We start from the raw sequence: 22,080 nt of genomic DNA on the forward strand, positions 1-22,080 counted from the left end.
CGGGGCTCAGCCCTCCTCGGGCTCCTCGTCCGCCGCCTCCGCCCCGGGTCGCCGTACGACGACCTTCCCGGAGGTGAGGTCTATCGGCCCGCGCCCGGGGTCCGCGTCACCGACGTCCTCGCGGGTCAGCTCCAGCCGGTTCTGTTCGTCGCGGGTGTGCTTGCGGCCCGGGGCGAACAATTCCTCGAAGGGGTTGAACACGGAACCTCCCTGGGCCGGCGTCCCTCCAGCGTAAACCTCACCCGGCGGGACCGGCCGGGCCGGACGGCCCAGAGGACGGCCCGGCGGGCGGCCCGGCGGACGGCCCGGTGAGGCCGGACAGGCCCGCCGGGAGCGGCTGGGGCGACCGGGGCGGCTCTGCGGAGAACAGCCCCAGCCGGTGGGCGACCGCCGCCGCCTCGCCCCGGCCGGAGACGCCGAGCTTCGCCAGGATGTTCGACACGTGGACACTGGCCGTCTTCGGGGAGATGAACAGCTCCTCGGCTATCCGGCGGTTGGTGCGCCCGGCGGAGACCAGGCGCAGCACGTCCCGTTCCCGGCTGGTCAGGCCCAGTGCCTCGGCCGGGTCGGCCGGGGCGGGGGCCTGCCCGGGGGCGTGGGTCGGAAAGAGGCGGGCGCGCTGGGCGAGCTGGGTGACGGCGTCGGCGAGCGGGCGGGCGCCGAGCCGGCCGGCGACGGCGTGGGCGAGGCGCAGCAGCTCGGCGGCACGGTCGCGGTCGTCCTCGCCGCCGGAGGCGAGCAGGGCCTCGGCGAGGCGGTGGCGGACGCGGGCGAGGTCGTAGGGACGGTCCAGCCGTTCAAAGGCGGTGACCACGTCGGACCAGGTGTCGGCGTCGGCGGTGTCCTCGGCGCGGGCCAGCTCGGCGCGGACCCACTGGTCGTGGGCGAGCCAGATGGGCGCGTTGGTGGTGAGGCGCTTGGCGGCGTCGCGGATGCGGTCGATCGCCTCCGCGCGGCCCGGGTGGGCGGCGGGCAGGGCGCGGGCGTCGGCCTCGGCGGTGGCGGCGGCGAGCAGCAGGGGCCAGCCGTAGCGGTGGGTGCCGGGCGGGAAGCCGGCCTCCGCGGTGGCGCGGAGTTCGGCGCGCAGGTCGAGGATGCGGCCCTCAGCGGCGGCGATGCCGACGCTGATGTCGGCGAGCGGGAGGGACTGCTGGGGCATGGGGTCGTGGCTGCCGAAGTAGCCGTAGGCGGCGGCGAGTCGGCGCGCGGCCTCGGCCACGTCGCCCCGGCCCAGGGCGACCCGGGCGAGGCACATGGTGCCGGTGCCCTGCGGTTTGGCGTTCTGGCCGCGCCGCTGGGCGTTCTCGGCGGCCCGGGCGGCCTCGTCCCAGCGGCCCAGGGAGTACAGCGAGTCGGAGAGGTTGGCCCAGACCCAGGCCTCGGTGTTGAGCAGGCCGTAGGCGCGGCTGTGCGCGACGCCCTCTTCGAGCAGCGGGACGGCTTCGCGGGAGCGGCCCACGGACTCCAGCTCGGAGGGCAGGTTGACGTAGGCGCGGCCCGCGACGTACGACATGCCCTCGGCGAGGGTGCGGTCCTTGACCTCGTACATCACCGCGAGCCCGGCCTCGGTGTCGCCGGAGTCGACCATGAGGCCGCCGAGGGTGAGGCGGGCGTTCAGCTCGGTCTCGCGGGCGCCGACCATCCGGGCGTACTCCACCGCGCGTTCGGCCGCGGGGAAGGCCTGCGGGCCCGGGGCGCGCAGCATGAGCCAGCCGGCGACGGCGGCCAGGACGTCGGCGTGCACCTGGGACGGCGGCTGACCGCGGACGAGGTCCTGGGCGGTGGCGAGTTCCTTCCAGCCGTCGCCGCGGGCCTGGCTCTGCACGAGCTGGGCGCGCTGGACCCAGAACCAGGCGGCGCGCAGCGGGTCGGGCTCTTCCTCCAGCAGGGCCAGGGCCCGCTTGGTGATCTTCAGGGCGCGTTCGCGTTCGCCGCAGAGCCGGCCGGCGACGGCGGCCTCGGCCATCAGGTCGAGGTAGCGCAGCGGGGCGGTCTCCGGGTCGCCGCCGCAGGGGGGATAAACCTCGGTGTGGTCGGCGGGGCGCAGGGTGGCGCGGGTCTCCTCGGGGGCGGCGTCCCACAGCTCCATCGCGCGTTCCAGGAGCCGGAGTTGTTCGGCGTAGGCGTGGCGGCGGCGGGCGGCGGAGGCGGCGTCGAGGACGGCGGGGAGGGCCTTGGCGGCGTCGTGGGCGTGGTACCAGTAGCTGGCCAGCCGGGTGACGCGCTGGTCGGCGGGGACGAGCGCCGGGTCGGCCTCCAGGGCCTCGGCGTAGCGGCGGTTGAGGCGGGTGCGCTCGCCGGGCAGCAGGTCGTCGCCGACGGCCTCGCGGACCAGGGAGTGGCGGAAGCGGTAGCCGTCGCCGGCCGGGGTGGGGAGCAGGAGGTGGGCGTTGACGGCGGCCCGCAGCGCCTCGTCGAGGTCGTCCTCGGCGAGCCCCGCGACGGCGGCGAGCAGCGGGTGTTCGACGGTGGAGCCGCCCTCGGCGACGATCCGGGCGACCCGCTGGGCGCTCTCGGGCAGCGCCTCGACCCGCACGAGGAGGAGGTCGCGCAGGGAGTCGGTGAGGCCCGTGTGGCAGCCCTCGTGGGCGGCGACGGCCAGTTCCTCGACGAAGAAGGCGTTGCCGTCGGAGCGTTCGAAGATGTCGTCGACGTGGGCGGGGTCGGGTTCGGCGGCGAGGATGCCGGCGATCTGGCGACCGACCTCGGCGCGGGTGAAGCGGGCGAGTTCGAGGCGGCGGACGGTGCGCAGCCGGTCGAGTTCGGCGAGCAGGGGGCGCATCGGGTGGCGGCGGTGGATGTCGTCGGAGCGGTAGGTGGCGAGGACGACGAGGCGGCCGGTGCGGAGGGTGCGCAGGAGGTAGGAGAGGAGGTGGCGGGTGGAGGTGTCGGCCCAGTGCAGGTCCTCGAGGGCGAGGACGACGGTGCGGTCGGCGGAGACGCGTTCCAGGAGACGGGCGGTGAGTTCGAAGAGGCGGGCCACACCCTCCTCGTCGTCGTGCCGGCCGGCGCCGACCTCGCCCAGTTCCGGCAGCAGCCGGGCCAGTTCCTCCTCCTGGCCCGCGACCGCGGCGGCCACGGCGTCCGGCAGGGCGCGGCGCAGGGTGCGCAGGGCGGTGGAGAACGGCGCGAAGGGCAGTCCGTCGGCGCCGATCTCGACGCAGCCGCCGAGCGCGACGACGGCGCCCGCGCGGGCGGCGACGGCGGCGAACTCCTCGACGAGCCGGGTCTTGCCGACACCCGCCTCCCCGCCGAGGAGCAGCGCCTGCGGCTCACCCGCGGCGGCACGCGCGAGCGCGTCGCTCAGCGCCCTCAACTCCTCGGCACGACCGACGAACACCGGACTGACGGAACTGGTCTCCACGGCGCAGAGCATCGCACGGGGGTCTGACACCGCGGCACCGGTTTTCCCGTGGTTGGCGGAAAGGACAGGGAGGACAGGGAGGGTGGGGAGGACGGCCGACAGCCGACGCGGGTTCGGCCCGGCGCCCGCGGGCGGGGCGCCGGGCCGGGTGGACGAGTCGGTGGTGGGGTGGGTGGACGCAGCGGCAGGCCCCGCGGACGCGTCAGCCGCCGACCGGCCGGACGCCCTGGTACCGGACCGGACGGACACGCCGGCGCCGAGCGGGGCGGACGCTTCAGCCGCGGGCCGGGCTGACGCCTCGGTGCCGAGCCGGGCGGACGCGACGGCGGGCCCCGCGGACGCGTCAGCCGCCGGCCGGGCGGACGCCTCGGCGCCGAGCAGGGCGCCAGAGCGACGAGCCGGCCCCGGATGGGCCGCCCCGGTCACGCGGTGCGTGGGAAGCGGGAGCGGCGGGGGCGGGGGCTATGGGACTCGGTCTCGGCGGTGCGTAGGGCGGCTTCCCGGCGGGCCGCGCGGTTGCGCCGGGCGACCTCGCGGGCCAGGCGCTCCTGCTCGGCCTGACGGATGAGCTCGGCGGAGCGGAACTGCGGCAGGTCGTGCGCGTACATGGTCTCTCCCAGGAGATCGAAGGGTTCGGTCATCGCTCGCTGCGATGCCTCAACCTTCGTCTCCCAGGGGGGTCCGGCACATCGGGAGAGTGCCGCATCTCGGGGGCCGGGTGGTGCCTTAGACGGGCGTACGGGGCCCGGGTCGCGCCGTAAGGCCCCTAAGCCGACGGCAGCCCCAGCAGTACGTCGGTGTACTTCAGGACGGCCAGCAGCAGGCCGACGACGCCGAGGGAGATGCCCGCCCACGCGACCGACTTGATCCAGGGGGCCTGCGGCCCGCCGGGGACGCCGAACGCGGGCCGGACGAGAACCACTGCGCCGACGATCAGCGCGGCCAGCGCGAAGAGGCCCGCCCACAGGGCGGTGGCCCGCCAGGCGTCGCCGTAGCCCGCCTCGACCATGGCCGCCACGCTGGAGGACGACGACGTCTCCAACTGGCCGATCAACGACTCCCGCGCGGAGGCCAGCGTGCCGACCCAGCCGCCGGTCAGCGAGACGACACCGAGGGCGGCGGACACGACGGCCCCGGCGCCCTGCCCGACCCCGGAGGGGCCCTCGGCGACTCGCTCTTCCTCAGGGGCCGCCTCGGCCTCCCTCACCTCGTCGTTCGTCGCGTCCTGCGCGGTCGTCGGCTCGGTCTCGTCCACAGTCTCGGTAGCCATGCCCCGCACCGTACGGACGGAGTCTGAGAGCCGCCTTAACGATCGTCGCGGGCGGCCCGCCACTCGGGGGCGAGGACCGACCAGATCTCCATGTCGTGCCGTACGCCGTGGTGGAGGTAGCTCTGGCGCTGGACGCCGTCCCGGGTCATCCCGAGGCGCCGGGCGACGTTCAGGCTCGCCTGGTTGCCCGCGGCGGCGATCCACTCCACGCGGTGGATGCCGCGTTCCTCGACGGCCCAGTCGATCAGCACCCGCATCGCGCGGGTGACCAGCCCGCGCCCGGTGCCGGCGGGTTCCAGCCAGCAGCCGACCTCGCAGGTGCCCCGGTCGGCGTCGAAGTTCAGGACGAGGACGCCGCCGACGAGCGTGCCGTCCAGCCAGATGCCGTGCAGGGAGCGGTTGTCGGCGGCGCGCCCGTCGGCGTACCGCTGGAGCAGTTCGCGCGCGCCGGCCACGTCGGTGGCCTGCTCGCCGAAGGGGACGAAGCGGTTGATGAACTCCCTGCCGCGGTCCAGGTGGTTCAGGAACTCCTCGGCGTGCCAGGGCTCCAGGGGGCGCAGTTCGGCTCCGTCGTCACCGAGGGATATCGCGTACATCGGGCTGGCGCTCCTTGTGCGGTACGTCAAACGACGTCCGTGAGCCTTTCACGTCCGGCGTCGACATCCGCGAGCTTTTCCCGCTCGGGGCGGCACTCGGGCGGTTCGATGCTGATGCGCGGCAGGCGCCGGTCCAGCCAGCGCGGCAGCCACCAGTTGGCGCCGCCGAGCAGATGCATCAGCGCGGGCACCAGGAGCGTACGCAGCACGAAGGCGTCCAGGGCGACGGCGGCGGCGAGGGCGATCCCGAACATCGCGATCACCCGGTCACCGCTGAGCACGAACGCGAGGAAGACCGAGATCATGATCACGGCGGCCGAGTTGATCACCCGGCTGGTCTCGGCGAGCCCGATCCGCACGGCGCGCCGGTTGTCGCCGGTCTCCAGCCACTCCTCGTACATCCGGCTGACCAGGAAGACCTGGTAGTCCATGGAGAGTCCGAAGAGCACCGACACCATGATCACCGGCAGGAACGGCTCGATGGGGCCCGCGCGGCCGAGGCCGAGCAGTTCGCTGCCCCACCCCCACTGGAATATCGCCACGACCACGCCGAAGGCGCCGGCGACGGCGGCGACGTTCATCGCGGCGGCCTTCAGGGGGATGCCGATCGAGCGGAAGGCGAGCAGGAGCAGCAGGCAGCCCAGGCCGATGACGACGCCGACGAACAGCGGCAGCTTGCCGACGATCAGGTCGGCGAAGTCGTCGTAGCCGGCCGTGACGCCGCCGACGTGCAGGTCGAGGGAGGTGCCGGTCTCCGCGCGGGGCAGCACCTCGGTGCGCAGGCGGTCCACCAGCTCGCTGGTCCGCTCGGACTGCGGGGAGGATTCGGGTACGACGGTGAGGTACGCGGTGTCGCCGCCGGCGTCGAAGGTCACGGGGGTCGCGGAGGCGACGCCCTCGGTGGCGCGCAGGGTGGCGTCGAGGTTGTCGAGGGCGAGCCGGTCCTCGGCGCCGTGGACCTCGGTGACGAGGGTGAGGGGGCCGTTCACGCCGGGGCCGAAGCCGTCGGCGAGGAGGTCGTAGGCCTGCCGGGTGGTGGCCGTCTCCGGGTCGTTGCCCTGGTCGGAGGTGCCCAGGTGGAGGGAGAGGGTGGGCAGGGCGAGCAGGGTCATCACGGCGAGCGCGAGCGCGCCGAGCTTCCTGGGGTGCCGTTCGACGAACGCGGACCAGCGGGCGGCGAACCCGGTGGGCAGCTCGGGCTCGGGGCCGTGCTCGGCGAGCCTGCGGCGTTCGCGGCGGCTGAGGGCGCGGGTGCCGGTCAGGGACAGCAGGGCGGGCAGCAGGGTGACGGAGGCCGCGACGGTGAGGACGACGGTCAGCGAGGCGGCGATGGCGACGCCGTTGAGGAAGCCGAGCCGCAGGATCAGCATGCCCAGCAGGGCGATGCACACGGTGGCGCCCGCGAAGACGACCGCGCGGCCCGTGGTCGCGACGGCGCCGGTGATCGCCTCGGTGACGCTCAGCCCGCGTTTCAGGCCTCGCCGGTGGCGGGTGACGATGAACAGCGCGTAGTCGATGCCGACGCCCAGGCCGATCAGCACGCCCAGCATGGGCGCGAAGTCGGCGACCGTCATGACGTGGCCGAGCAGCACGATCCCGGCGTAGGCGGTGCCCACGCTGACCAGCGCGGTGGCGATGGGCAGCAGGGAGGCGGCGAGCGAGCCGAAGGCGAGGAACAGCACGACGGCGGCGACGACCACGCCGACCACCTCGGCGAGGTGCCCGCCGGAGGACTCGGTGAGCGCGACCGCGCTGCCGCCCAGCTCCACCCGGAGCCCGTCGCCCTCGGCCGCCTTCGCCGTGTCGACGACGGCCCGCGCCTCGGCGGTGTCGATGTCGTCGGCCTGGTCCTCGAAGGTGACGGTGGCGTACGCGGTACGGCCGTCCTCGCTGATCCGGCCGGCGCCGTGGCCGTCGTAGGGGCCGGTGACGGAGGCCACGCCCGGCAGGTCGGCGATCTTCGCGAGCGTCCGGGTCATGGTCTGCTCGACGTCCGCCGCGCGGACGGTGCCCTCGTCGGTGTGCCAGACGATCGTGTCGCTGTCACCGCCGAGATCCGGGAACCCTTCCGCCAGCAGCTCTCCGGCGCGGCCGGACTCGGTGCCGGGGACCTTGTAGTCGTTCGAGTACGCCGTGCCCGCGACGAACGCCCCCGCGCTCACCCCGGCCAGGGCGAGGACCCAGAGCAGAACAGCGACGAGGCGGTGCCGGACACACCAGCGTGCAAGGGCTGCCACGAACGTGCTCCCAGGTGGTGACGTGTGGATCTTTGGTCGGGAACAAGTCGTTCATGAGATGAACGGCCCGCAAAGAACGTATGAGCTATGCGGAGCCACTCTTACAGGCAGAAATGATCGTTTGGCCGATTCGTGTGCTTATTCACACGTCGGTGAACTCGCGTAGCGTCCATCAGTCGAACTGGTCGCCCACCGCCATCACCATCACGCCGGCGATCAGCAGCCACAGCGCGCGGCGGGTGCGGCCCCGGGAGCCCAGGACGGCGGCGAGGGCGCACACGGCGGCGCCCAGGGCGTAGGCGGCCGGGACGAGGGCCGGGGCGGGGTCGGTCAGGCGCAGTCCGGACGCGGCGAGCCCCGCGAGGGTCAGCAGGGCCCCGGCTCCGGTGGCGGTCCAGCGGGCCCGCCGCGCCTCGGTCATCTCCTCGGCTATCTCGGAAGGCGTGTCGGAATCAGGGCGTCCACTCATGGCGCGGGAGCGTAGCGCGTGCGTCTTCGCGTACGCCGAGGGGGATGCGCCGTGGCCGACGCATCCCCCTCGGGTGGTGAGAAACGGGCTCAGCCCTCGCTGACGCCCAGCTTCTGAAGGATCAGCTCCTTGACGCGCGCCGCGTCGGCCTGGCCGCGGGTGGCCTTCATGACCGCGCCGACCAGGGCGCCGGCCGCGGCCACCTTGCCGCCGCGGATCTTGTCCGCGATGGCCGGGTTGCCCGCGATCGCCTCGTCGACGGCGGCGGTCAGCGCGCCCTCGTCGGAGACGACCTTCAGGCCGCGCTTGTCGACGACCTCGTCCGGGGCGCCCTCGCCCGCGAGGACGCCCTCGATGACCTGACGGGCCAGCTTGTCGTTCAGGTCGCCCTTCGCGACCAGCTCGGCGACCCGGGCGACCTGCGCCGGGGTGATCGCCAGCTCGTCGAGTGCCTTGCCGGACTCGTTGGCGCTGCGCGCCAGCTCGCCCATCCACCACTTGCGGGCGGAGGCGGCGTCGGCACCGGCGTCGATCGTGGCGACGATCAGGTCCAGCGCGCCGGCGTTGAGGATCGCCTGCATGTCGGTGCCGGAGATCCCCCACTCCTCGCGGAGCCGGTTGCGGCGGACCAGCGGCAGCTCCGGCAGACCGGCGCGCAGCTCCTCGACCCACTCGCGGGTCGGGGCGACCGGCACCAGGTCGGGCTCCGGGAAGTACCGGTAGTCCTCGGCCTCCTCCTTCACGCGGCCCGAGGTGGTGGAGCCGGTGTCCTCGTGGAAGTGGCGGGTCTCCTGCACGATCGTGCCGCCGGAGGACAGCACGGCCGCGTGGCGCTGGATCTCGTAGCGGGCCGCGCGCTCCACGGACCGCAGCGAGTTCACGTTCTTGGTCTCGGAGCGCGTGCCGAACTTCTCGCCGCCCTTCGGCATCAGCGACAGGTTCACGTCACAGCGCATCTGGCCCATCTCCATGCGGGCCTCGGAGACACCGAGGGCGCGGATGACCTCGCGCAGCTCACGGACGTACGCCTTGGCGACCTCCGGAGCGCGCTCGCCCGCGCCGACGATCGGCTTGGTGACGATCTCGATGAGCGGGATGCCCGCGCGGTTGTAGTCGAGCAGGGAGTGGGACGCGCCGTGGATGCGGCCGGTGGCGCCGCCGACGTGGGTCGACTTGCCGGTGTCCTCCTCCATGTGGGCGCGCTCGATCTCCACGCGGAAGGTCTCGCCGTCCTCCAGCTGCACGTCGAGGTAGCCGTTGAAGGCGATCGGCTCGTCGTACTGGGAGGTCTGGAAGTTCTTCGGCATGTCCGGATAGAAGTAGTTCTTCCGGGCGAAGCGGCACCATTCGGCGATCTCGCAGTTCAGCGCGAGGCCGATCTTGATGGCGGACTCGACGCCGGTCGCGTTGACGACCGGGAGCGCGCCGGGCAGGCCGAGGCAGACCGGGCAGGTCTGGGTGTTCGGGTCGGCGCCGAGCGCGGTCGAACAGCCGCAGAACATCTTGGTCTTGGTGCCGAGTTCGACATGGACCTCGAGGCCCATGACGGGGTCGTACGACGCCAGCGCGTCCTCGTACGACACCAGGTCGGTCGTGGTGGTCACGGTGAAACTTCCCTCTCAGCCCAGCAGGACGTCGTCGTCGCCCAGCCGCTTCAGCTCGCGGTAGAGGATGGCGAGGCCGGTGACGATGGCGGCGGCCGACACGGCGGCGTCGACCAGGCGGAGCGTGTCGCTCTCGGCGCGGGCGAGCTTCGCCTGCTTGGCGACGCTGAGCGCGCCGAACGCGGTGGTGGCCATGGACAGGTACAGGCCGTTCTTGGACTTCTTGAAGCCCTTGGCCTTCGACAGCTTGCTCACAGCGACGGAGCCTCCTCGAGAAGCGGGTGGCCCCACTTTTCCACGAAGGCGGCCTCGACGGCGGCGCCGACCTTGTAGAGCCGGTCGTCCTTCATCGCCGGGGCGATGATCTGCAGGCCCACCGGGAGGTTGTCCTCCGGGGCGAGGCCGCAGGGCAGCGACATGGCCGCGTTGCCCGCCAGGTTGGTCGGGATGGTGCACAGGTCCGCGAGGTACATCGCCATCGGGTCGTCGGCGCGCTCGCCGATCGGGAAGGCGGTGGTCGGGGTCGTCGGGGAGACGATCACGTCGACCTGCTCGAACGCCTTCTCGAAGTCCTGCTTGATGAGCGTACGGACCTTCTGGGCGGAGCCGTAGTACGCGTCGTAGTAGCCGGAGCTGAGCGCGTACGTGCCGAGCATGATGCGGCGCTTGACCTCGGGGCCGAAGCCCGCCTCGCGGGTGAGGGAGGTGACCTCCTCGGCGGAGTGCGTGCCGTCGTCGCCGGTCCGCAGGCCGTAGCGCAGGCCGTCGAAGCGGGCGAGGTTGGAGGAGCACTCGGAGGGGGCGATCAGGTAGTACGCCGACAGGGCGAGGTCGAAGGACGGGCAGTCCAGCTCGACGATCTCGGCGCCCAGCTCCTTCAGCAGCGCGACGGACTCGTCGAACCGCTGGATGACGCCGGCCTGGTAGCCCTCGCCGCGGAACTGCTTGACCACACCGACGCGCATGCCGGCGACCGAGCCGTTGCGGGCGGCCTCGACGACCGGCGGGACCGGCGCGTCGATGGAGGTGGAGTCGAGCGGGTCGTGCCCGGCGATCACCTCGTGCAGCAGCGCCGCGTCCAGGACCGTACGGGCGCACGGACCGCCCTGGTCGAGGGAGGACGAGAAGGCGACCATGCCGTAGCGGGACACCGCGCCGTACGTCGGCTTCACGCCGACCGTGCCGGTGACGGCGGCCGGCTGGCGGATGGAGCCGCCGGTGTCGGTGCCGATGGCGAGCGGCGCCTCGAAGGAGGCGAGCGCGGCGGAGGAACCGCCGCCGGAGCCGCCGGGGATCCTGGTGAGGTCCCAGGGGTTGCCGGTCGGGCCGTAGGCGCTGTTCTCGGTGGAGGACCCCATGGCGAACTCGTCCATGTTGGTCTTGCCGAGGATGACGACGTCGGCGGCCTTCAGCTTCTGCGTGACCGTCGCGTCGTACGGCGGGATCCAGCCCTCGAGGATCTTCGAACCGACGGTCGTCGGGACGCCGACGGTGGTGAAGATGTCCTTGAGCGCGAGGGGGACGCCGGCCAGCGGGCCGAGCTTCTCGCCGCGCTCGCGCTTGGCGTCGACGGCGCGGGCCTGGGCGAGGGCGCCCTCACGGTCGACGTGCAGGAAGGCGTGCACCTTCTCGTCGACGGCCTCGATCCGGGCCAGGTGCGCCTCGGTGACCTCGACGGCGGTCAGCTCGCCGGAAGCGATCTTCGCGGCGATCTCGGCCGCGGTGAGCTTGATGATGTCCGTCATGGCGGATTACTCCTCCCCCAGGATCTGCGGCACCTTGAAACGCTGCTGCTCCTGGGCCGGGGCGCCGGAGAGCGCCTGCTCGGGGGTGAGCGACGGGCGGACCTCGTCCGGGCGCATGACGTTCGTCAGCGGGAGCGGGTGCGAGGTCGGCGGTACGTCTTGGTCGGCGACCTCGCTGACGCGGGCGACCGCGCCGATGATGTCGTCCAGCTGTCCCGCGAAGTGGTCGAGCTCTTCGGGCTTCAGCTCCAGACGCGCCAGCCGGGCGAGGTGGGCGACCTCCTCGCGCGTGATGCCAGGCATGCAGCGATCCTCTGGGGTGAGTGTGAGTGTTTTGGCCCAATCCTATGGGGCGCCGCCCCGTGTCCGTGAAACGGTTTCCCCAGGGTGCCGGGCGAGGGACGGCACGGGCCCCACCTCAGGGGCGCGAGGACCGCGTGCGCGCGCATGAGCCGACGGCACCCGTCCCCACTCAGGGGCGCGGGGAACTGCGCGACCGGCCACACCCGACCCGCACCCGTCCGACGACCGGACCCGGCACTCCCCCTACTCGTCCGCCGCCGCGGGCAACGCCGCAGGCAACGCTGCCGCCGGCCGCTGCCACCCCCGCGACCCCCGGGCCCGCAGCCACGCCGTGGTCTCCTCCGGCGGCATCGCCGCGGCGACCAGCCACCCCTGCACCGCGTCGCACCCGAGATCCCGCAGACGCTCCCACGTCTCGTCGTCCTCCACGCCCTCGGCGACGACCAGCAGTCCCAGGGAGTGGGCCAGATCGACCGTGCACCGCACGATCTCCGCGTCCTCGGTGTCGACGGCGAGCCGGGCGACGAACGACCGGTCGATCTTCAGCTCGCTGACCGGGAGGCGGCGCAGATGGACGAGGGAGGAGTAGCCGGTGCCGAAGTCGTCGAGGGACATCTTCACGCCGTGGCCGGTGAGCCCGGCGAGCGTGTCGGCGGCGCGCTGCGGGTCCTCCAGGAGGACGTGTTCGGTGATCTCGAGCTGGAGCGCCCCGGCCGGGACGCCGTGGCGGGCCAGGCGGGCGGCGACGGAGCCGGCGAAGCCGGGGGTGTGGACGTCGCGCGGGGAGACGTTGACGGCGACCGGGACGAACAGGCCCTGGGAGCGCCACTCGGCGACCTGGCCGAGCGCGGTCTCCAGCACGTACTCGGTGAGGTGGGGCATCAGCCCGGAGGATTCGGCGATCGCAATGAACTCGTCCGGCGGCACCTTGCCGCGCTCGGGATGCACCCAGCGGACCAGCGCCTCAAGGCCGGCCACCTGGCCGTCGAAGCGGACCTTCGGCTGGTAGTGCAGCTGGACCTCGTGGGCGTCCAGCGCCCGGCGCAGATCGGCGAGGAGGCCGAGCCGGTCGGGGGTGTTCGAGTCGCGCTTGGATTCGTAGACCTCGACGCCGGTGCGGTCCCGTTTCGCCTGGTACATGGCGACGTCCGCGCGGCGCAGCATGCCTTCCGCGTCGAGCGCGTGGTCGGGGAAGACGGCGACGCCGGCGCTGGCCTCCAGGACGAGGGTGAGTCCGTCGAGGTCGAGCGGGGAGCTGAGCGCGGCGACCAGGCCGCGGGCGATCCGGGTGGCCGAGGTGGTGGAGTCGGCCACCGGCAGTAAGACGGCGAACTCGTCCCCGCCCAGCCGGGCGACCTCCGCGCCGCGCGGCAGGGCCAGCCGCAGCCGGTCGGCGGTCTGGAGCAGCAGCCGGTCACCGGCCAGATGACCGAGGGTGTCGTTGACCGATCGGAAGCGGTCGAGGTCGATCAGCATCAGGGCGGCCCGGGCGCCGATGCGTTCGGCGTCGTCGAGGGCGGTCCAGATGCGTTCCAGCAGCCACTGCCGGTTGGGCAGTCCGGTGAGCGGGTCGCGCAGCTGCTCCTCGGCGCGGGCCCGGGCTATCCACAGGGTGGAGTCGAGCGCGATGAGCGGGATGGAGAACAGCGGCAGCAGGATCGGCTTGGCGACGGCGACGACGCAGACCAGCGGGGCGATGCCGAGCAGCGCGATCGCGACGAGGCTCTGCCGGACCAGGGCGGTGCGGGCGACGGTGGGCAGGCCGCCGGCGCGGGGCGCGTGCAGGTACCACAGCAGGATGCGGGTCGTCAGGAGGTACGCGGCGGCGACCACCACCACCTCGGGGGCGGTGTAGAGGTCCCAGGTGTCCGGGTTCCAGGGGGCCTCGACGGACGGCACCCGGCCGAAGGCGGCGAGGACCAGGGCGCCGGCGCCGATGCCGAGGATGTCCACCGCGCCGTGCAGGACGCCCTGCCGCCAGCGGTGGCGCCGGGCTATGCCGACCAGCACGACGACGGTGAGGCTGACCATGCCGGCCGGCAGCCAGCCGTAGAGCAGCAGCACGGCGAGGGTGAGGGCGGCGCCGGAGCCGGTGCCGCCCCACCAGCGGGCGCGGCCCAGCATGACCAGGTGGCCGACGACGATGCCGGTCAGGACGGCCAGCGACCAGCCGGCCGTGCCGGACGGGAAGAGCGCGTCATGGCCGGTGAAGGCCCGCAGGAAGCCGACGCCGAGCGCGAACCCGGCGGCGGCGACGACGGCCGCGGGCAGCGCGGGCCAGGACAGGTGCCGTTCGCCGTCGGTCCCCGGGTCGCCTCCCGGCAGGCCGGTGCCGCGCCCGGTCAGGGGCGCGGTGTCGGTGCCGTCCGCGGTCGCGGACGTTCCGGGAGCACGCTCCTGCGTGCCCGCGCCCCGGGCCGGCCGGCGGCCTGCTCGCCAGACGCCGGCCAACCGGCGCAGCCATGAATCCGGGGCGGCGCTCTCGGTCGGTTCCATTCCCGTCCCTCTCACAGCCGGCGGTGCCCACGCCACGCGGCCCGATGCCCGACAACCTTCAGCGGCGCCGCGTTGGAAAATCCTTCCCCGTGCCCGTCACGAGCAGGGAATGCCCCAACCGCAGCTGGGCACGGCAGGCGCACATCTCAACAGTAGGCCGCAGAAGGCTTCCACGGGCAGCGGTCGTCGACGGTTGCCCGAATGCGCCCCGGCCGCCCGTATGCATCTGATATGCGCCGATCGGGTGGCCTTCAACCGCTACTCCTCGACCGGAAGTGCGACCTCCGACGCCGCCTCAGGCCCCTGTTCGAGCAGGACGTTGAAGCCGTCCTCGTTCAGGACCGGCACCTTGAGCTGCATCGCCTTGTCATATTTCGAGCCGGGGTTGTCACCCACAACGACGAATGAGGTCTTCTTCGACACCGATCCGGTCACCTTGGCGCCCCTGCTCTGCAGGGCGTCCTTGGCGCCGTCGCGGGTGAAGTGCTGGAGGGTGCCGGTGACGACCACCGTCAGGCCCTCCAGGGGGCGCGGCCCCTCGTCCTCGCCGGTGCGCTCGTCCTCCATGCGGACGCCGGCCGCCCGCCACTTGCGGATGATCTCCTGGTGCCACTCCTCGGCGAACCACTCCTTGAGGGAGGCGGCGATGATCGACCCGACCCCCTCGGTGGCCGCCAGCTCCTCCTCGGTCGCCTGTTCGATGCGTTCGATGGAGCGGAACTCCCGGGCCAGCGCCTCGGCGGCGACCGGGCCGACATGACGGATGGACAGACCCGTGAGGATCCGCGCCAGCGGGCGCTGCTTGGCGGCGGCGATGTTCTCCAGCATCGCGAGGGCGTTCTTCTTGGGTTCGCCCTGCTGGTTGGCGAAGACCGTGACGACCTTCTCCTCGCCCGTCTTCGGGTCCCGCTTGGGCAGGCCGCTGTCCTGGTCGAGGACGTACGCCTTGATGGGCAGCAGGTCCTCGACGGTGAGGTCGAACAGATCGCCCTCGTCCTTCAGCGGCGGATCCTCCGGCTCCAGCGGCTTGGTGAGCGCGGCGGCGGCGACGTAGCCGAAGTGCTCGATGTCCAGCGCCTTGCGGCCCGCGAGATAGAACAGACGTTCACGAAGCTGGGCGGGGCACGTACGTGAGTTCGGGCAGCGCAGGTCGACGTCGCCCTCCTTCATCGGCCGCAGCGGCGTCCCGCACTCCGGGCACTCGGCCGGCATCACGAACTCGCGCTCGCTGCCGTCCCGCAGGTCGACGACCGGACCCAGGATCTCCGGGATGACGTCACCGGCCTTGCGCAGCACGACGGTGTCCCCGATGAGCACGCCCTTGGCCTTGACCACGTCCTGGTTGTGCAGGGTGGCGAACTCCACCTCCGAGCCCGCGACCGTCACCGGCTCCACCTGCGCGTACGGCGTGACGCGGCCCGTGCGGCCCACGCCCACGCGGATGTTGACGAGCTTGGTGTTGACCTCCTCCGGCGCGTACTTGTACGCGATCGCCCAGCGGGGCGCGCGGGAGGTGGAACCCAGCCGGCCCTGGAGCGGGATCTCGTCGAGCTTGACGACCACGCCGTCGATCTCGTGCTCCACGGAGTGGCGGTTCTCGCCGTAGTACGCGATGAACTCCCGTACGCCGTCGAGGTCGTCGACCACCTTGTTGTGCCGGGAGGTGGGCAGGCCCCAGGTGCGCAGCAGGTCGTACGCCTCGGACAGGCGGGTCAGGCCGGTGAAGCCCTCCAGGGCGCCGATGCCGTGCACCACCATGTGCAGCGGGCGGGTGGCGGTGACGCGGGGGTCCTTCTGGCGCAGTGAACCGGCGGCGGCGTTGCGGGGGTTGGCGAAGGGCTTGTCGCCGGCGGCGATCAGACGGGCGTTCAGCCCCTCGAACTTCTCCATCGGGAAGTAGACCTCGCCGCGGATCTCCACCAGGTCCGGGACGCGGTCGCCCTTCAGCCGGTCGGGGATCTCCGCGATCGTCCGCACGTTCGGCGTGATGTCCTCGCCGGTGCGGCCGTCGCCGCGGGTGGCGGCGCGGGTCAGACGGCCGTGCTCGTAGGTGAGGTTGACGGCCAGGCCGTCGACCTTCAGCTCGCACAGGAAGTGGTGCGGGGCGCTGCCGACGTCCTTGTGCACGCGCTCGGCCCAGGCGGCCAGCTCCAGGTCGTCGAAGGCGTTGTCCAGCGACAGCATGCGCTGGCGGTGCTCGACGGAGGTGAACTCCGTCTCGTACGCCCCCGCGACCTTCTGGGTCGGCGAGTCCGGCGTGCGCAGCTCCGGATACTCCTCCTCCAGGGCCTCCAGGGAGCGCAGGAGCCGGTCGAACTCCGCGTCGCTGATGACGGGAGCGTCCTTCACGTAGTACCGGAAGCGGTGCTCCTCGATCTGCTCAGCGAGCTGCGCGTGCTTGTCCCGTGCCTCGGTGGGCACCGTGCTCTCCGCCTGCTTGTCGCCGGCCACCGTGTTGTCCTCCCGTTACTCAGGGTTGTCCGCGAGGGATCTCGCCGCCCGGACGCAGTGGGCGAGGGCCCGGCGCGCGTACTCGGGGGAAGCGCCCGCGAGTCCGCACGTCGGCGTGACCGTGACCGCCTCCGCGAGAAGCGCTGGTGACAGCCCCAGTCTGCGCCACAGCGTCCTGACACCCATGACGCTACCGGCAGGGTCTGACAATCGGCCGTCCGTGCTCGGGACGACACCGGCGAAGAGCCGCGTGCCGCCCTCCACCGCCTCGCCGATCGCCTCGTCGTCACGCTCGGTGAGCAGCGAGAAGTCGAACGAGACGGCCGTCGCGCCGGCCCGGCGCAGCAGGGCGAACGGCACGTCGGGGGCGCAGGAGTGGACGACGACCGGGCCGCCCCGCTGCACACCGGTCACGTCGCGCAGGGTGGCCTCGACGAGCTGGCGGTCGACGGCGCGGTGGGTGCGGTAGCCGCTGGCGGTCTTCACCTGGCCGCGCAGGACGGCGGTGAGGGACGGCTCGTCGAGCTGGAGCACGAGCCGGGCGCCGGGGGCGCGGCGGCGCACCTCGTCCAGGTGCAGGCGCAGGCCCTCGGCGAGCGAGGCGGCGAGGTCGCGGCAGGCGCCGAGGTCGGAGAGGGCGGCCTCGCCGTTCTTCAGCTCCAGCGCGGCGGCGAGCGTCCAGGGGCCGACGGCCTGCACCTTCAGCGGGCCCTCGTACCCCTGGGTGAACTCCTCCAGGGCGTCCAGGTCCTGAACGAGCCAGGAGCGGGCGCGCCGGGTGTCCCGCCCCGGCCGGTCGCCGATCCGCCAGCCGCTGGGCTCCACGCGCGCGTACAGCTCGACGAGCATCCCGGCGGTGCGGCCGATCATGTCCGCGCCGGGGCCGCGGGCGGGCAGTTCGGCCAGGAAGGGGAAGTCCTCGAAGGACCCGGTGACGGTTTTTGCGGCCTCCCGGGCGTCGCCGCCGGGCAGGGACCCGACGCCGGTGGCGGCACCGAAGCTGAACTGGCTGTTTTCGCTCACCGCAGCAGCCTACGGAACCGCCCCGGCGAGGTCAGCGTCCCGGTCGCACCGTGAGGTCGTTGACCTCCGCGTCCCGTGGCAGGTCCAGGCACATCAGGATGGTCGTGGCGACCGACTCGGGGTCGATCCAGCGCGCCGGGTCGTAGTCCTTGCCCTCCTGCTGGTGCACCTTGGCCTGCATGGGGCTGGCCGTGCGGCCCGGGTAGACGGAGGTGACCCGGACGCCGTTGGCGTGCTCCTCGTGCCGCAGGGAGTCGGCGAGGGCCTTCAGGCCGTGCTTGGAGGCGGCGTACGCGGACCACTCGGCGTGGGCGTTCAGGCCGGCGCCGGAGTTGACGAAGACGACGTGGCCGCGCGCGGCCCGCAGCTGGGGCAGGAAGTGGCGGGTCAGCTCGGCGGGGGCGATCAGGTTGACGTTGAGCTGGTGGTGCCAGGACTTCGGGGTGAGGTCGCCGACCCGGCCGAGGTCGACGACGCCCGCGATGTGCAGCAGCGAGTCCACCCGGTCCGGGAGCGACTGGTGGGAGAAGGCCCAGCTCAGCCTGTCGGGGTCGGAGAGGTCGCCGACGAGGGTGCGGGCGCCGGGGAACTCGGCGGCCAGCTCCTTGGCGCGGGCGGCGTCCCGCGCGTGCAGGACCAGTTCGTCCCCGCGCTCGTGCAGCCGGCGGGCGACGGCCGCGCCGATGCCGGAGCCCGCCCCGGTGATCACATGTGTAGCCATGCCCGCCATGCTCGCATCACCGCGCGGTCAGGCCACGCCCTGGCTCTCCTCCAGGTACGCCAGCGCCCCCACCGGCTCCTCGGCGAAGAACACCAGGTCGGTCAGCGGGCGGGGCAGGAAGCCCTCGTCCTCCATGCGCCGGAACTGCTCCTTGAGGCCGTCGTAGAAGCCCGCGGTGTTCAGCAGCACGACCGGCTTCTCGGTCTTGCCGTGCTTCTTCAGCTCCAGGATCTCGGTGGCCTCGTCCAGGGTTCCGGTGCCGCCCACCATGATCACCACCGCGTCCGACTTCTCCAGCAGCAGCCGCTTGCGTTCGGCGAGGTCCCGCGCGATCACCATCTCGTCGGCGCCCTGGCGCGCCTTCGCGGCCAGGAAGTCGACGGAGACCCCGACGAGCCGGCCGCCCGCCTCCTGCACGCCGTCCGCGACGACCTTCATCAGGCCGACGTCGGAGCCGCCCCAGACCAGCGTGTGCCCACCCTTGCCCAGGAGCTTCGCGAACTCCCGCGCGGGGCACGTGTAGCGGTCGTCGAGGTCGGCGGCGGAGAGGAAGACGCAGATGTTCATGGCGTCCACCGTACGCGGGAACATCCGCCGCCCCGCGCGCGCTGTCCCGGTATGGCCCATGGACACACGATCACCATCGAGCAGGGCACGCGGCGGGTCCGCGTGGTGCACGGCGGGCAGGTGCTGGCCGAGAGCGACCGGCCCCTGGTGCTGCGCGAGACCGGCTGTCCGGTGCGGTACTACCTCCCCGCCGAGGACGTCCGGCTCGATCTGCTGACCCCGTCCGACACCCACACCCACTGCCCCTTCAAGGGCACCGCGTCCTACTGGTCGCTGCCGGACGCGCCGGACCTCGTCTGGTCCTACCCGGACCCCAAGCCGGACGTCGCCGCGATCAAGGGTCATCTCTGTTTCTACGACGTCGAAGTGTTGTGACCCGATGAGTCCGTCGTGCCGTGGCAGTCTCCATGGGCATGGACAAGGAGACCATCTCGCGCGACGGCACGCCGATCGCGTACCAGCGCACCGGTGAGGGCCCCGCGGTCGTCCTGATCAGCGGGGCCATGTCGACGGGCGCCACGGTGGCGCCGCTGGCCGCCGTCCTCGCGGACCGCTTCGACGTCGTGGTGTACGACCGCCGGGGGCGCGGCGCGAGCGGCGACACGGTGCCGTACACGGTGGCCCGCGAGGTCGAGGACCTGGCCGCGCTGATCGAGGCGGTGGGCGGCGAGGCCTCGCTGTACGGCATGTCGTCGGGCGGCGCGCTGGCCCTGGAGGCAGCGGCGAGCGGGCTGCCCGTGCCCCGGGTCGCGCTGTACGAGCCGCCGTACGCCGACTTCGCGGACGGCGGTGTGAAGGACCGCGCCCGGTACACCGAGCAGCTGACCCGCGCGCTGGCGGAGGGGCGGCGCGGGGACGCCGTGGAGCTGTTCCTGCGCCTCACCGGCATGGAGCCGGAGATGATCGCGGGCGCGCGCCAGTCCCCCATGTGGGCCGAGCTGGAGGCGATCGCCCCCAGCCTCGCCTACGACGACGCCGTGATGGGCGACGGCCTGGTCCCCCGGGAACGCCTCGCCGCCCTCTCCGTCCCCGTCCTCGCGGTGGCCGGCGCGGAGAGCCCCGCCTGGGCACGCGAGGCGGCCCGCGCGGTCGCGGAGGCGGCGCCCCAGGGCACGTATCGCGTGCTGGAGGGCCAGACCCACATGGTGGACCCGCAGGTGCTGGGGCCGGTGCTGGCGGAGTTCTTCACGGCCGGATGACCGGGGGCGCCGCGTGGTGGGCGCCCGGCATCCCGAGGACACCGGGCGGGCCGCGCGTGCGGGCTCAGGCCGCTCCGGCCGCCGTCGTCGCCCGGACCGTCGACGCGATCGTCGCCGAGCCCACCACGCGGGTCCCGTCGTACAGGACGATCGCCTGGCCGGGGGCGACGCCGCGGACCGGCTCGGTGAACTCGACGCGCAGTTCGCCGTCGACGAGTTCCGCGGTGACCGGCGTCTCGCCGCCGTGGGCGCGCAGCTGGGCGGTGTAGGTGCCGGGGCCGGCGGGGGCGGTGCCGCACCAGCGGGGCTTGATCGCGGTGAGGGCGGAGACGTCCAGGGACTCCGCGGGGCCGACCGTGACGGTGTTGTTCACCGGGGAGATGTCGAGGACGTAGCGCGGCTTGCCGTCGGGGGCGGGCGTGCCGATCCGCAGGCCCTTGCGCTGGCCGATGGTGAAGCCGTAGGCGCCCTCGTGGGTGCCGAGCTTGTTGCCGGCCTCGTCGACGATGTCGCCCTCCGCCTTGCCCAGCCTCCTCGCCAGGAAGCCCTGGGTGTCGCCGTCGGCGATGAAGCAGATGTCGTGGGAGTCGGGCTTCTTGGCGACCGCCAGGCCGCGCCGCTCGGCCTCCGCGCGGATCTCCTCCTTGGTGGTGACCGTGTCGCCGAGCGGGAACATCGCGTGCGCGAGCTGCTTGTCGTCGAGGACGCCGAGGACGTACGACTGGTCCTTGGCCATGTCGGAGGCGCGGTGCAGCTCGCGGGTGCCGTCCTCGCGGACGATCACCTTGGCGTAGTGGCCGGTGCAGACCGCGTCGAAGCCGAGGGCGAGCGCCTTGTCGAGCAGCGCGGCGAACTTGATCTTCTCGTTGCAGCGCAGGCACGGGTTGGGGGTGCGGCCCGCCTCGTACTCGGCGACGAAGTCCTCGACGACGTCCTCGCGGAAGCGGTCGGCGAGGTCCCAGACGTAGAACGGGATGCCGATGACGTCGGCCGCGCGGCGGGCGTCGCGGGAGTCCTCGATGGTGCAACAGCCCCGCGCGCCCGTGCGGAACGACTGCGGGTTCGCGGAGAGCGCCAGGTGGACGCCGGTCACGTCGTGGCCTGCCTCGGCCGCGCGGGCGGCGGCGACGGCGGAGTCGACACCGCCGGACATGGCGGCGAGGACGCGGAGCGGGCGGGAGCGCTGCGGGGTGTCAGTCATAACCCCTCCAGGGTACGGGGGCGCGGGAACCGAGGCCCGCGAGTATCCGTTCTGGCTCACATGGAGCGGACGAGGGACGGTTCACGCCGGCGGATAGGGCGGCGCTCGCTGATCGTGGGCGGCGCGGCGGCCGTGCTCGGCACCGGCGGGGTGCTGGCGCGCGACGAGCTGTCACGGCTGTGGTGGCAGGTGCCGGGGGTGCGCAAGCCCCGCGAGGAGGGCGCGGTCGACTACCGGGGCGCGCGGTGGGTGGCGGCCTCCTCGGCCAACTTCCGCTGGGCGGACCGCCCCGACGACTACGCGATAGACATGGTGGTGGTCCATGTCACCCAGGGCAGCTTCGACAGCGCGGTGAAGGTCTTCCAGGACCCGGGGCACGGCGCCGCGTCCCACTACATCGTGGGCCAGGACGGCCGCATCGCCCAGATGATCCGCGAGCTGGACGTGGCGTACCACGCGGGCAACCGGGAGTACAACGAGCGCAGCATCGGCATCGAGCACGCGGGCTTCGTCGACCGCCCGCAGGACCTCACGGACGCGATGTACGCCGCGTCGGCGCGGCTGACGGCGGGCATCTGCCGGCGGTACGGCATCCCCGTGGACCGGGAGCACATCATCGGGCACGTGGAGGTACCGGGCACGGACCACACGGACCCGGGGCCGCACTGGGACTGGGAGCGGTATCTGGGACTCGTGCGGCGGGCGAGGTCGGCGGCGGCGTCACCGGAACCGGCCTAGCCGAAAAAAAGTGGCTTTTGACCGGTTACATCCTGCGGCGAGCGTCTTATCCTATGAGTAGGCCTACGGGACGAGTGAGGGAGTTCGACCGGAGCC

General features: G+C 73.0%; 20 protein-coding genes. 3 read left to right on the top strand and 17 right to left on the bottom strand.

Annotation, left to right across the window (positions count from 1 at the left end):
* Positions 1 to 6: 6 nt before the first annotated feature.
* The 16 genes from ACIG0D_RS21765 to ACIG0D_RS21840 all read right to left on the bottom strand — a co-directional run bounded on the left by ACIG0D_RS21765 (position 7) and on the right by ACIG0D_RS21840 (position 18,846).
* Positions 7 to 201: a DUF6191 domain-containing protein gene (locus tag ACIG0D_RS21765; protein ID WP_399803203.1), complete on the bottom strand. Its 195-nt coding sequence runs from the start codon at positions 199 to 201 to the stop codon at positions 7 to 9.
* A 37-nt stretch (positions 202 to 238) separates the two neighbouring features.
* Positions 239 to 3,376: an AAA family ATPase gene (locus ACIG0D_RS21770; RefSeq protein WP_399803369.1), complete on the bottom strand. Its 3,138-nt coding sequence runs from the start codon at positions 3,374 to 3,376 to the stop codon at positions 239 to 241.
* 410 nt (positions 3,377 to 3,786) lie between these two features.
* A complete protein-coding gene (locus tag ACIG0D_RS21775; protein ID WP_399803206.1) occupies positions 3,787 to 4,005 on the bottom strand; it encodes a hypothetical protein in 219 nt (72 codons plus the stop codon).
* 125 nt (positions 4,006 to 4,130) lie between these two features.
* Positions 4,131 to 4,634, bottom strand: coding sequence for a hypothetical protein (locus tag ACIG0D_RS21780; RefSeq protein ID WP_399803209.1), 504 nt, complete (start codon positions 4,632 to 4,634; stop codon positions 4,131 to 4,133).
* 35 nt (positions 4,635 to 4,669) lie between these two features.
* On the bottom strand, positions 4,670 to 5,230 hold the full coding sequence (locus ACIG0D_RS21785; protein ID WP_399803211.1) for a GNAT family N-acetyltransferase: 561 nt from the start codon (positions 5,228 to 5,230) through the stop codon (positions 4,670 to 4,672).
* Positions 5,231 to 5,256: 26 nt separating this feature from the next.
* The gene (locus ACIG0D_RS21790) at positions 5,257 to 7,467 is read right to left on the bottom strand and encodes an MMPL family transporter (RefSeq protein WP_399803214.1); all 2,211 of its coding nucleotides are present in this window, start codon (positions 7,465 to 7,467) and stop codon (positions 5,257 to 5,259) included.
* A gap of 172 nt (positions 7,468 to 7,639) precedes the next feature.
* Positions 7,640 to 7,936 carry a hypothetical protein gene (locus ACIG0D_RS21795; protein WP_399803217.1) on the bottom strand — a complete coding sequence of 99 codons (297 nt, stop codon included), beginning with the start codon at positions 7,934 to 7,936 and terminating at the stop codon, positions 7,640 to 7,642.
* 89 nt (positions 7,937 to 8,025) lie between these two features.
* Positions 8,026 to 9,540 carry an Asp-tRNA(Asn)/Glu-tRNA(Gln) amidotransferase subunit GatB gene (gene gatB, locus ACIG0D_RS21800; protein ID WP_399803220.1) on the bottom strand — a complete coding sequence of 505 codons (1,515 nt, stop codon included), beginning with the start codon at positions 9,538 to 9,540 and terminating at the stop codon, positions 8,026 to 8,028.
* Positions 9,541 to 9,555: 15 nt separating this feature from the next.
* Complete coding sequence (locus tag ACIG0D_RS21805) at positions 9,556 to 9,795, bottom strand: hypothetical protein (RefSeq protein ID WP_166002421.1); 240 nt, start codon at positions 9,793 to 9,795, stop codon at positions 9,556 to 9,558.
* The gene (gene gatA / locus ACIG0D_RS21810) at positions 9,792 to 11,285 is read right to left on the bottom strand and encodes an Asp-tRNA(Asn)/Glu-tRNA(Gln) amidotransferase subunit GatA (RefSeq protein ID WP_399803224.1); all 1,494 of its coding nucleotides are present in this window, start codon (positions 11,283 to 11,285) and stop codon (positions 9,792 to 9,794) included. The genes ACIG0D_RS21805 and gatA overlap by 4 nt, the downstream gene beginning before the upstream one ends.
* Before the next feature lie 6 nt (positions 11,286 to 11,291).
* Positions 11,292 to 11,588 carry an Asp-tRNA(Asn)/Glu-tRNA(Gln) amidotransferase subunit GatC gene (gene gatC, locus ACIG0D_RS21815; protein ID WP_004925108.1) on the bottom strand — a complete coding sequence of 99 codons (297 nt, stop codon included), beginning with the start codon at positions 11,586 to 11,588 and terminating at the stop codon, positions 11,292 to 11,294.
* A 243-nt stretch (positions 11,589 to 11,831) separates the two neighbouring features.
* A complete protein-coding gene (locus ACIG0D_RS21820) occupies positions 11,832 to 14,084 on the bottom strand; it encodes a putative bifunctional diguanylate cyclase/phosphodiesterase (RefSeq protein WP_399803227.1) in 2,253 nt (750 codons plus the stop codon).
* A 258-nt stretch (positions 14,085 to 14,342) separates the two neighbouring features.
* Positions 14,343 to 16,535 carry an NAD-dependent DNA ligase LigA gene (ligA, locus tag ACIG0D_RS21825; RefSeq protein ID WP_399803230.1) on the bottom strand — a complete coding sequence of 731 codons (2,193 nt, stop codon included), beginning with the start codon at positions 16,533 to 16,535 and terminating at the stop codon, positions 14,343 to 14,345.
* 15 nt (positions 16,536 to 16,550) lie between these two features.
* Complete coding sequence (locus ACIG0D_RS21830; RefSeq protein WP_399803233.1) at positions 16,551 to 17,558, bottom strand: methionine synthase; 1,008 nt, start codon at positions 17,556 to 17,558, stop codon at positions 16,551 to 16,553.
* A gap of 31 nt (positions 17,559 to 17,589) precedes the next feature.
* Positions 17,590 to 18,288 (bottom strand): SDR family oxidoreductase, encoded by a 699-nt coding sequence (locus ACIG0D_RS21835; protein ID WP_399803236.1) that lies wholly within the window; start codon positions 18,286 to 18,288, stop codon positions 17,590 to 17,592.
* Between the two features lie 18 nt (positions 18,289 to 18,306).
* On the bottom strand, positions 18,307 to 18,846 hold the full coding sequence (locus ACIG0D_RS21840; protein WP_399803239.1) for a TIGR00730 family Rossman fold protein: 540 nt from the start codon (positions 18,844 to 18,846) through the stop codon (positions 18,307 to 18,309).
* Between the two features lie 51 nt (positions 18,847 to 18,897).
* Here ACIG0D_RS21840 and ACIG0D_RS21845 point away from each other — a divergent pair, with 51 nt between their 5' ends.
* Both ACIG0D_RS21845 and ACIG0D_RS21850 read left to right on the top strand, forming a co-directional pair.
* Positions 18,898 to 19,221, top strand: a complete 324-nt coding sequence (locus tag ACIG0D_RS21845) for a DUF427 domain-containing protein (RefSeq protein ID WP_365760976.1) — start codon at positions 18,898 to 18,900, stop codon at positions 19,219 to 19,221.
* 38 nt (positions 19,222 to 19,259) lie between these two features.
* The gene (locus tag ACIG0D_RS21850) at positions 19,260 to 20,045 is read left to right on the top strand and encodes an alpha/beta fold hydrolase (protein ID WP_399803371.1); all 786 of its coding nucleotides are present in this window, start codon (positions 19,260 to 19,262) and stop codon (positions 20,043 to 20,045) included.
* Between the two features lie 64 nt (positions 20,046 to 20,109).
* Here the strand turns inward: ACIG0D_RS21850 and mnmA are convergent, their stop codons facing one another.
* Positions 20,110 to 21,246 carry a tRNA 2-thiouridine(34) synthase MnmA gene (gene mnmA, locus ACIG0D_RS21855; protein ID WP_399803243.1) on the bottom strand — a complete coding sequence of 379 codons (1,137 nt, stop codon included), beginning with the start codon at positions 21,244 to 21,246 and terminating at the stop codon, positions 20,110 to 20,112.
* A gap of 60 nt (positions 21,247 to 21,306) precedes the next feature.
* Here mnmA and ACIG0D_RS21860 point away from each other — a divergent pair, with 60 nt between their 5' ends.
* Positions 21,307 to 21,984, top strand: coding sequence for an N-acetylmuramoyl-L-alanine amidase (locus ACIG0D_RS21860; RefSeq protein ID WP_399803246.1), 678 nt, complete (start codon positions 21,307 to 21,309; stop codon positions 21,982 to 21,984).
* The last annotated feature ends 96 nt before the right edge of the window (positions 21,985 to 22,080 follow it).

It is taken from the genome of Streptomyces sp. NPDC052773 (genome assembly GCF_044547145.1).
In the GTDB taxonomy this organism is placed as follows: Bacteria; Actinomycetota; Actinomycetes; order Streptomycetales; family Streptomycetaceae; genus Streptomyces.

What these genes read in the sequence shown, in the direction of transcription:
- ACIG0D_RS21795 (WP_399803217.1), bottom strand. Translation starts at nt 7,936, where the DNA reads ATGAGTGGACGCCCTGATTCCGACACGCCTTCCGAGATAGCCGAGGAG.
- ACIG0D_RS21770 (WP_399803369.1), bottom strand. Translation starts at nt 3,376, where the DNA reads ATGCTCTGCGCCGTGGAGACCAGTTCCGTCAGTCCGGTGTTCGTCGGT.
- ACIG0D_RS21785 (WP_399803211.1), bottom strand. Translation starts at nt 5,230, where the DNA reads ATGTACGCGATATCCCTCGGTGACGACGGAGCCGAACTGCGCCCCCTG.
- ACIG0D_RS21775 (WP_399803206.1), bottom strand. Translation starts at nt 4,005, where the DNA reads ATGACCGAACCCTTCGATCTCCTGGGAGAGACCATGTACGCGCACGAC.
- ACIG0D_RS21860 (WP_399803246.1), top strand. Translation starts at nt 21,307, where the DNA reads ATGGAGCGGACGAGGGACGGTTCACGCCGGCGGATAGGGCGGCGCTCG.
- gatA (WP_399803224.1), bottom strand. Translation starts at nt 11,285, where the DNA reads ATGACGGACATCATCAAGCTCACCGCGGCCGAGATCGCCGCGAAGATC.
- ACIG0D_RS21840 (WP_399803239.1), bottom strand. Translation starts at nt 18,846, where the DNA reads ATGAACATCTGCGTCTTCCTCTCCGCCGCCGACCTCGACGACCGCTAC.
- ACIG0D_RS21780 (WP_399803209.1), bottom strand. Translation starts at nt 4,634, where the DNA reads ATGGCTACCGAGACTGTGGACGAGACCGAGCCGACGACCGCGCAGGAC.
- gatC (WP_004925108.1), bottom strand. Translation starts at nt 11,588, where the DNA reads ATGCCTGGCATCACGCGCGAGGAGGTCGCCCACCTCGCCCGGCTGGCG.
- ACIG0D_RS21835 (WP_399803236.1), bottom strand. Translation starts at nt 18,288, where the DNA reads ATGGCGGGCATGGCTACACATGTGATCACCGGGGCGGGCTCCGGCATC.
- ACIG0D_RS21850 (WP_399803371.1), top strand. Translation starts at nt 19,260, where the DNA reads ATGGACAAGGAGACCATCTCGCGCGACGGCACGCCGATCGCGTACCAG.
- ACIG0D_RS21820 (WP_399803227.1), bottom strand. Translation starts at nt 14,084, where the DNA reads ATGGAACCGACCGAGAGCGCCGCCCCGGATTCATGGCTGCGCCGGTTG.
- ACIG0D_RS21845 (WP_365760976.1), top strand. Translation starts at nt 18,898, where the DNA reads ATGGCCCATGGACACACGATCACCATCGAGCAGGGCACGCGGCGGGTC.
- mnmA (WP_399803243.1), bottom strand. Translation starts at nt 21,246, where the DNA reads ATGACTGACACCCCGCAGCGCTCCCGCCCGCTCCGCGTCCTCGCCGCC.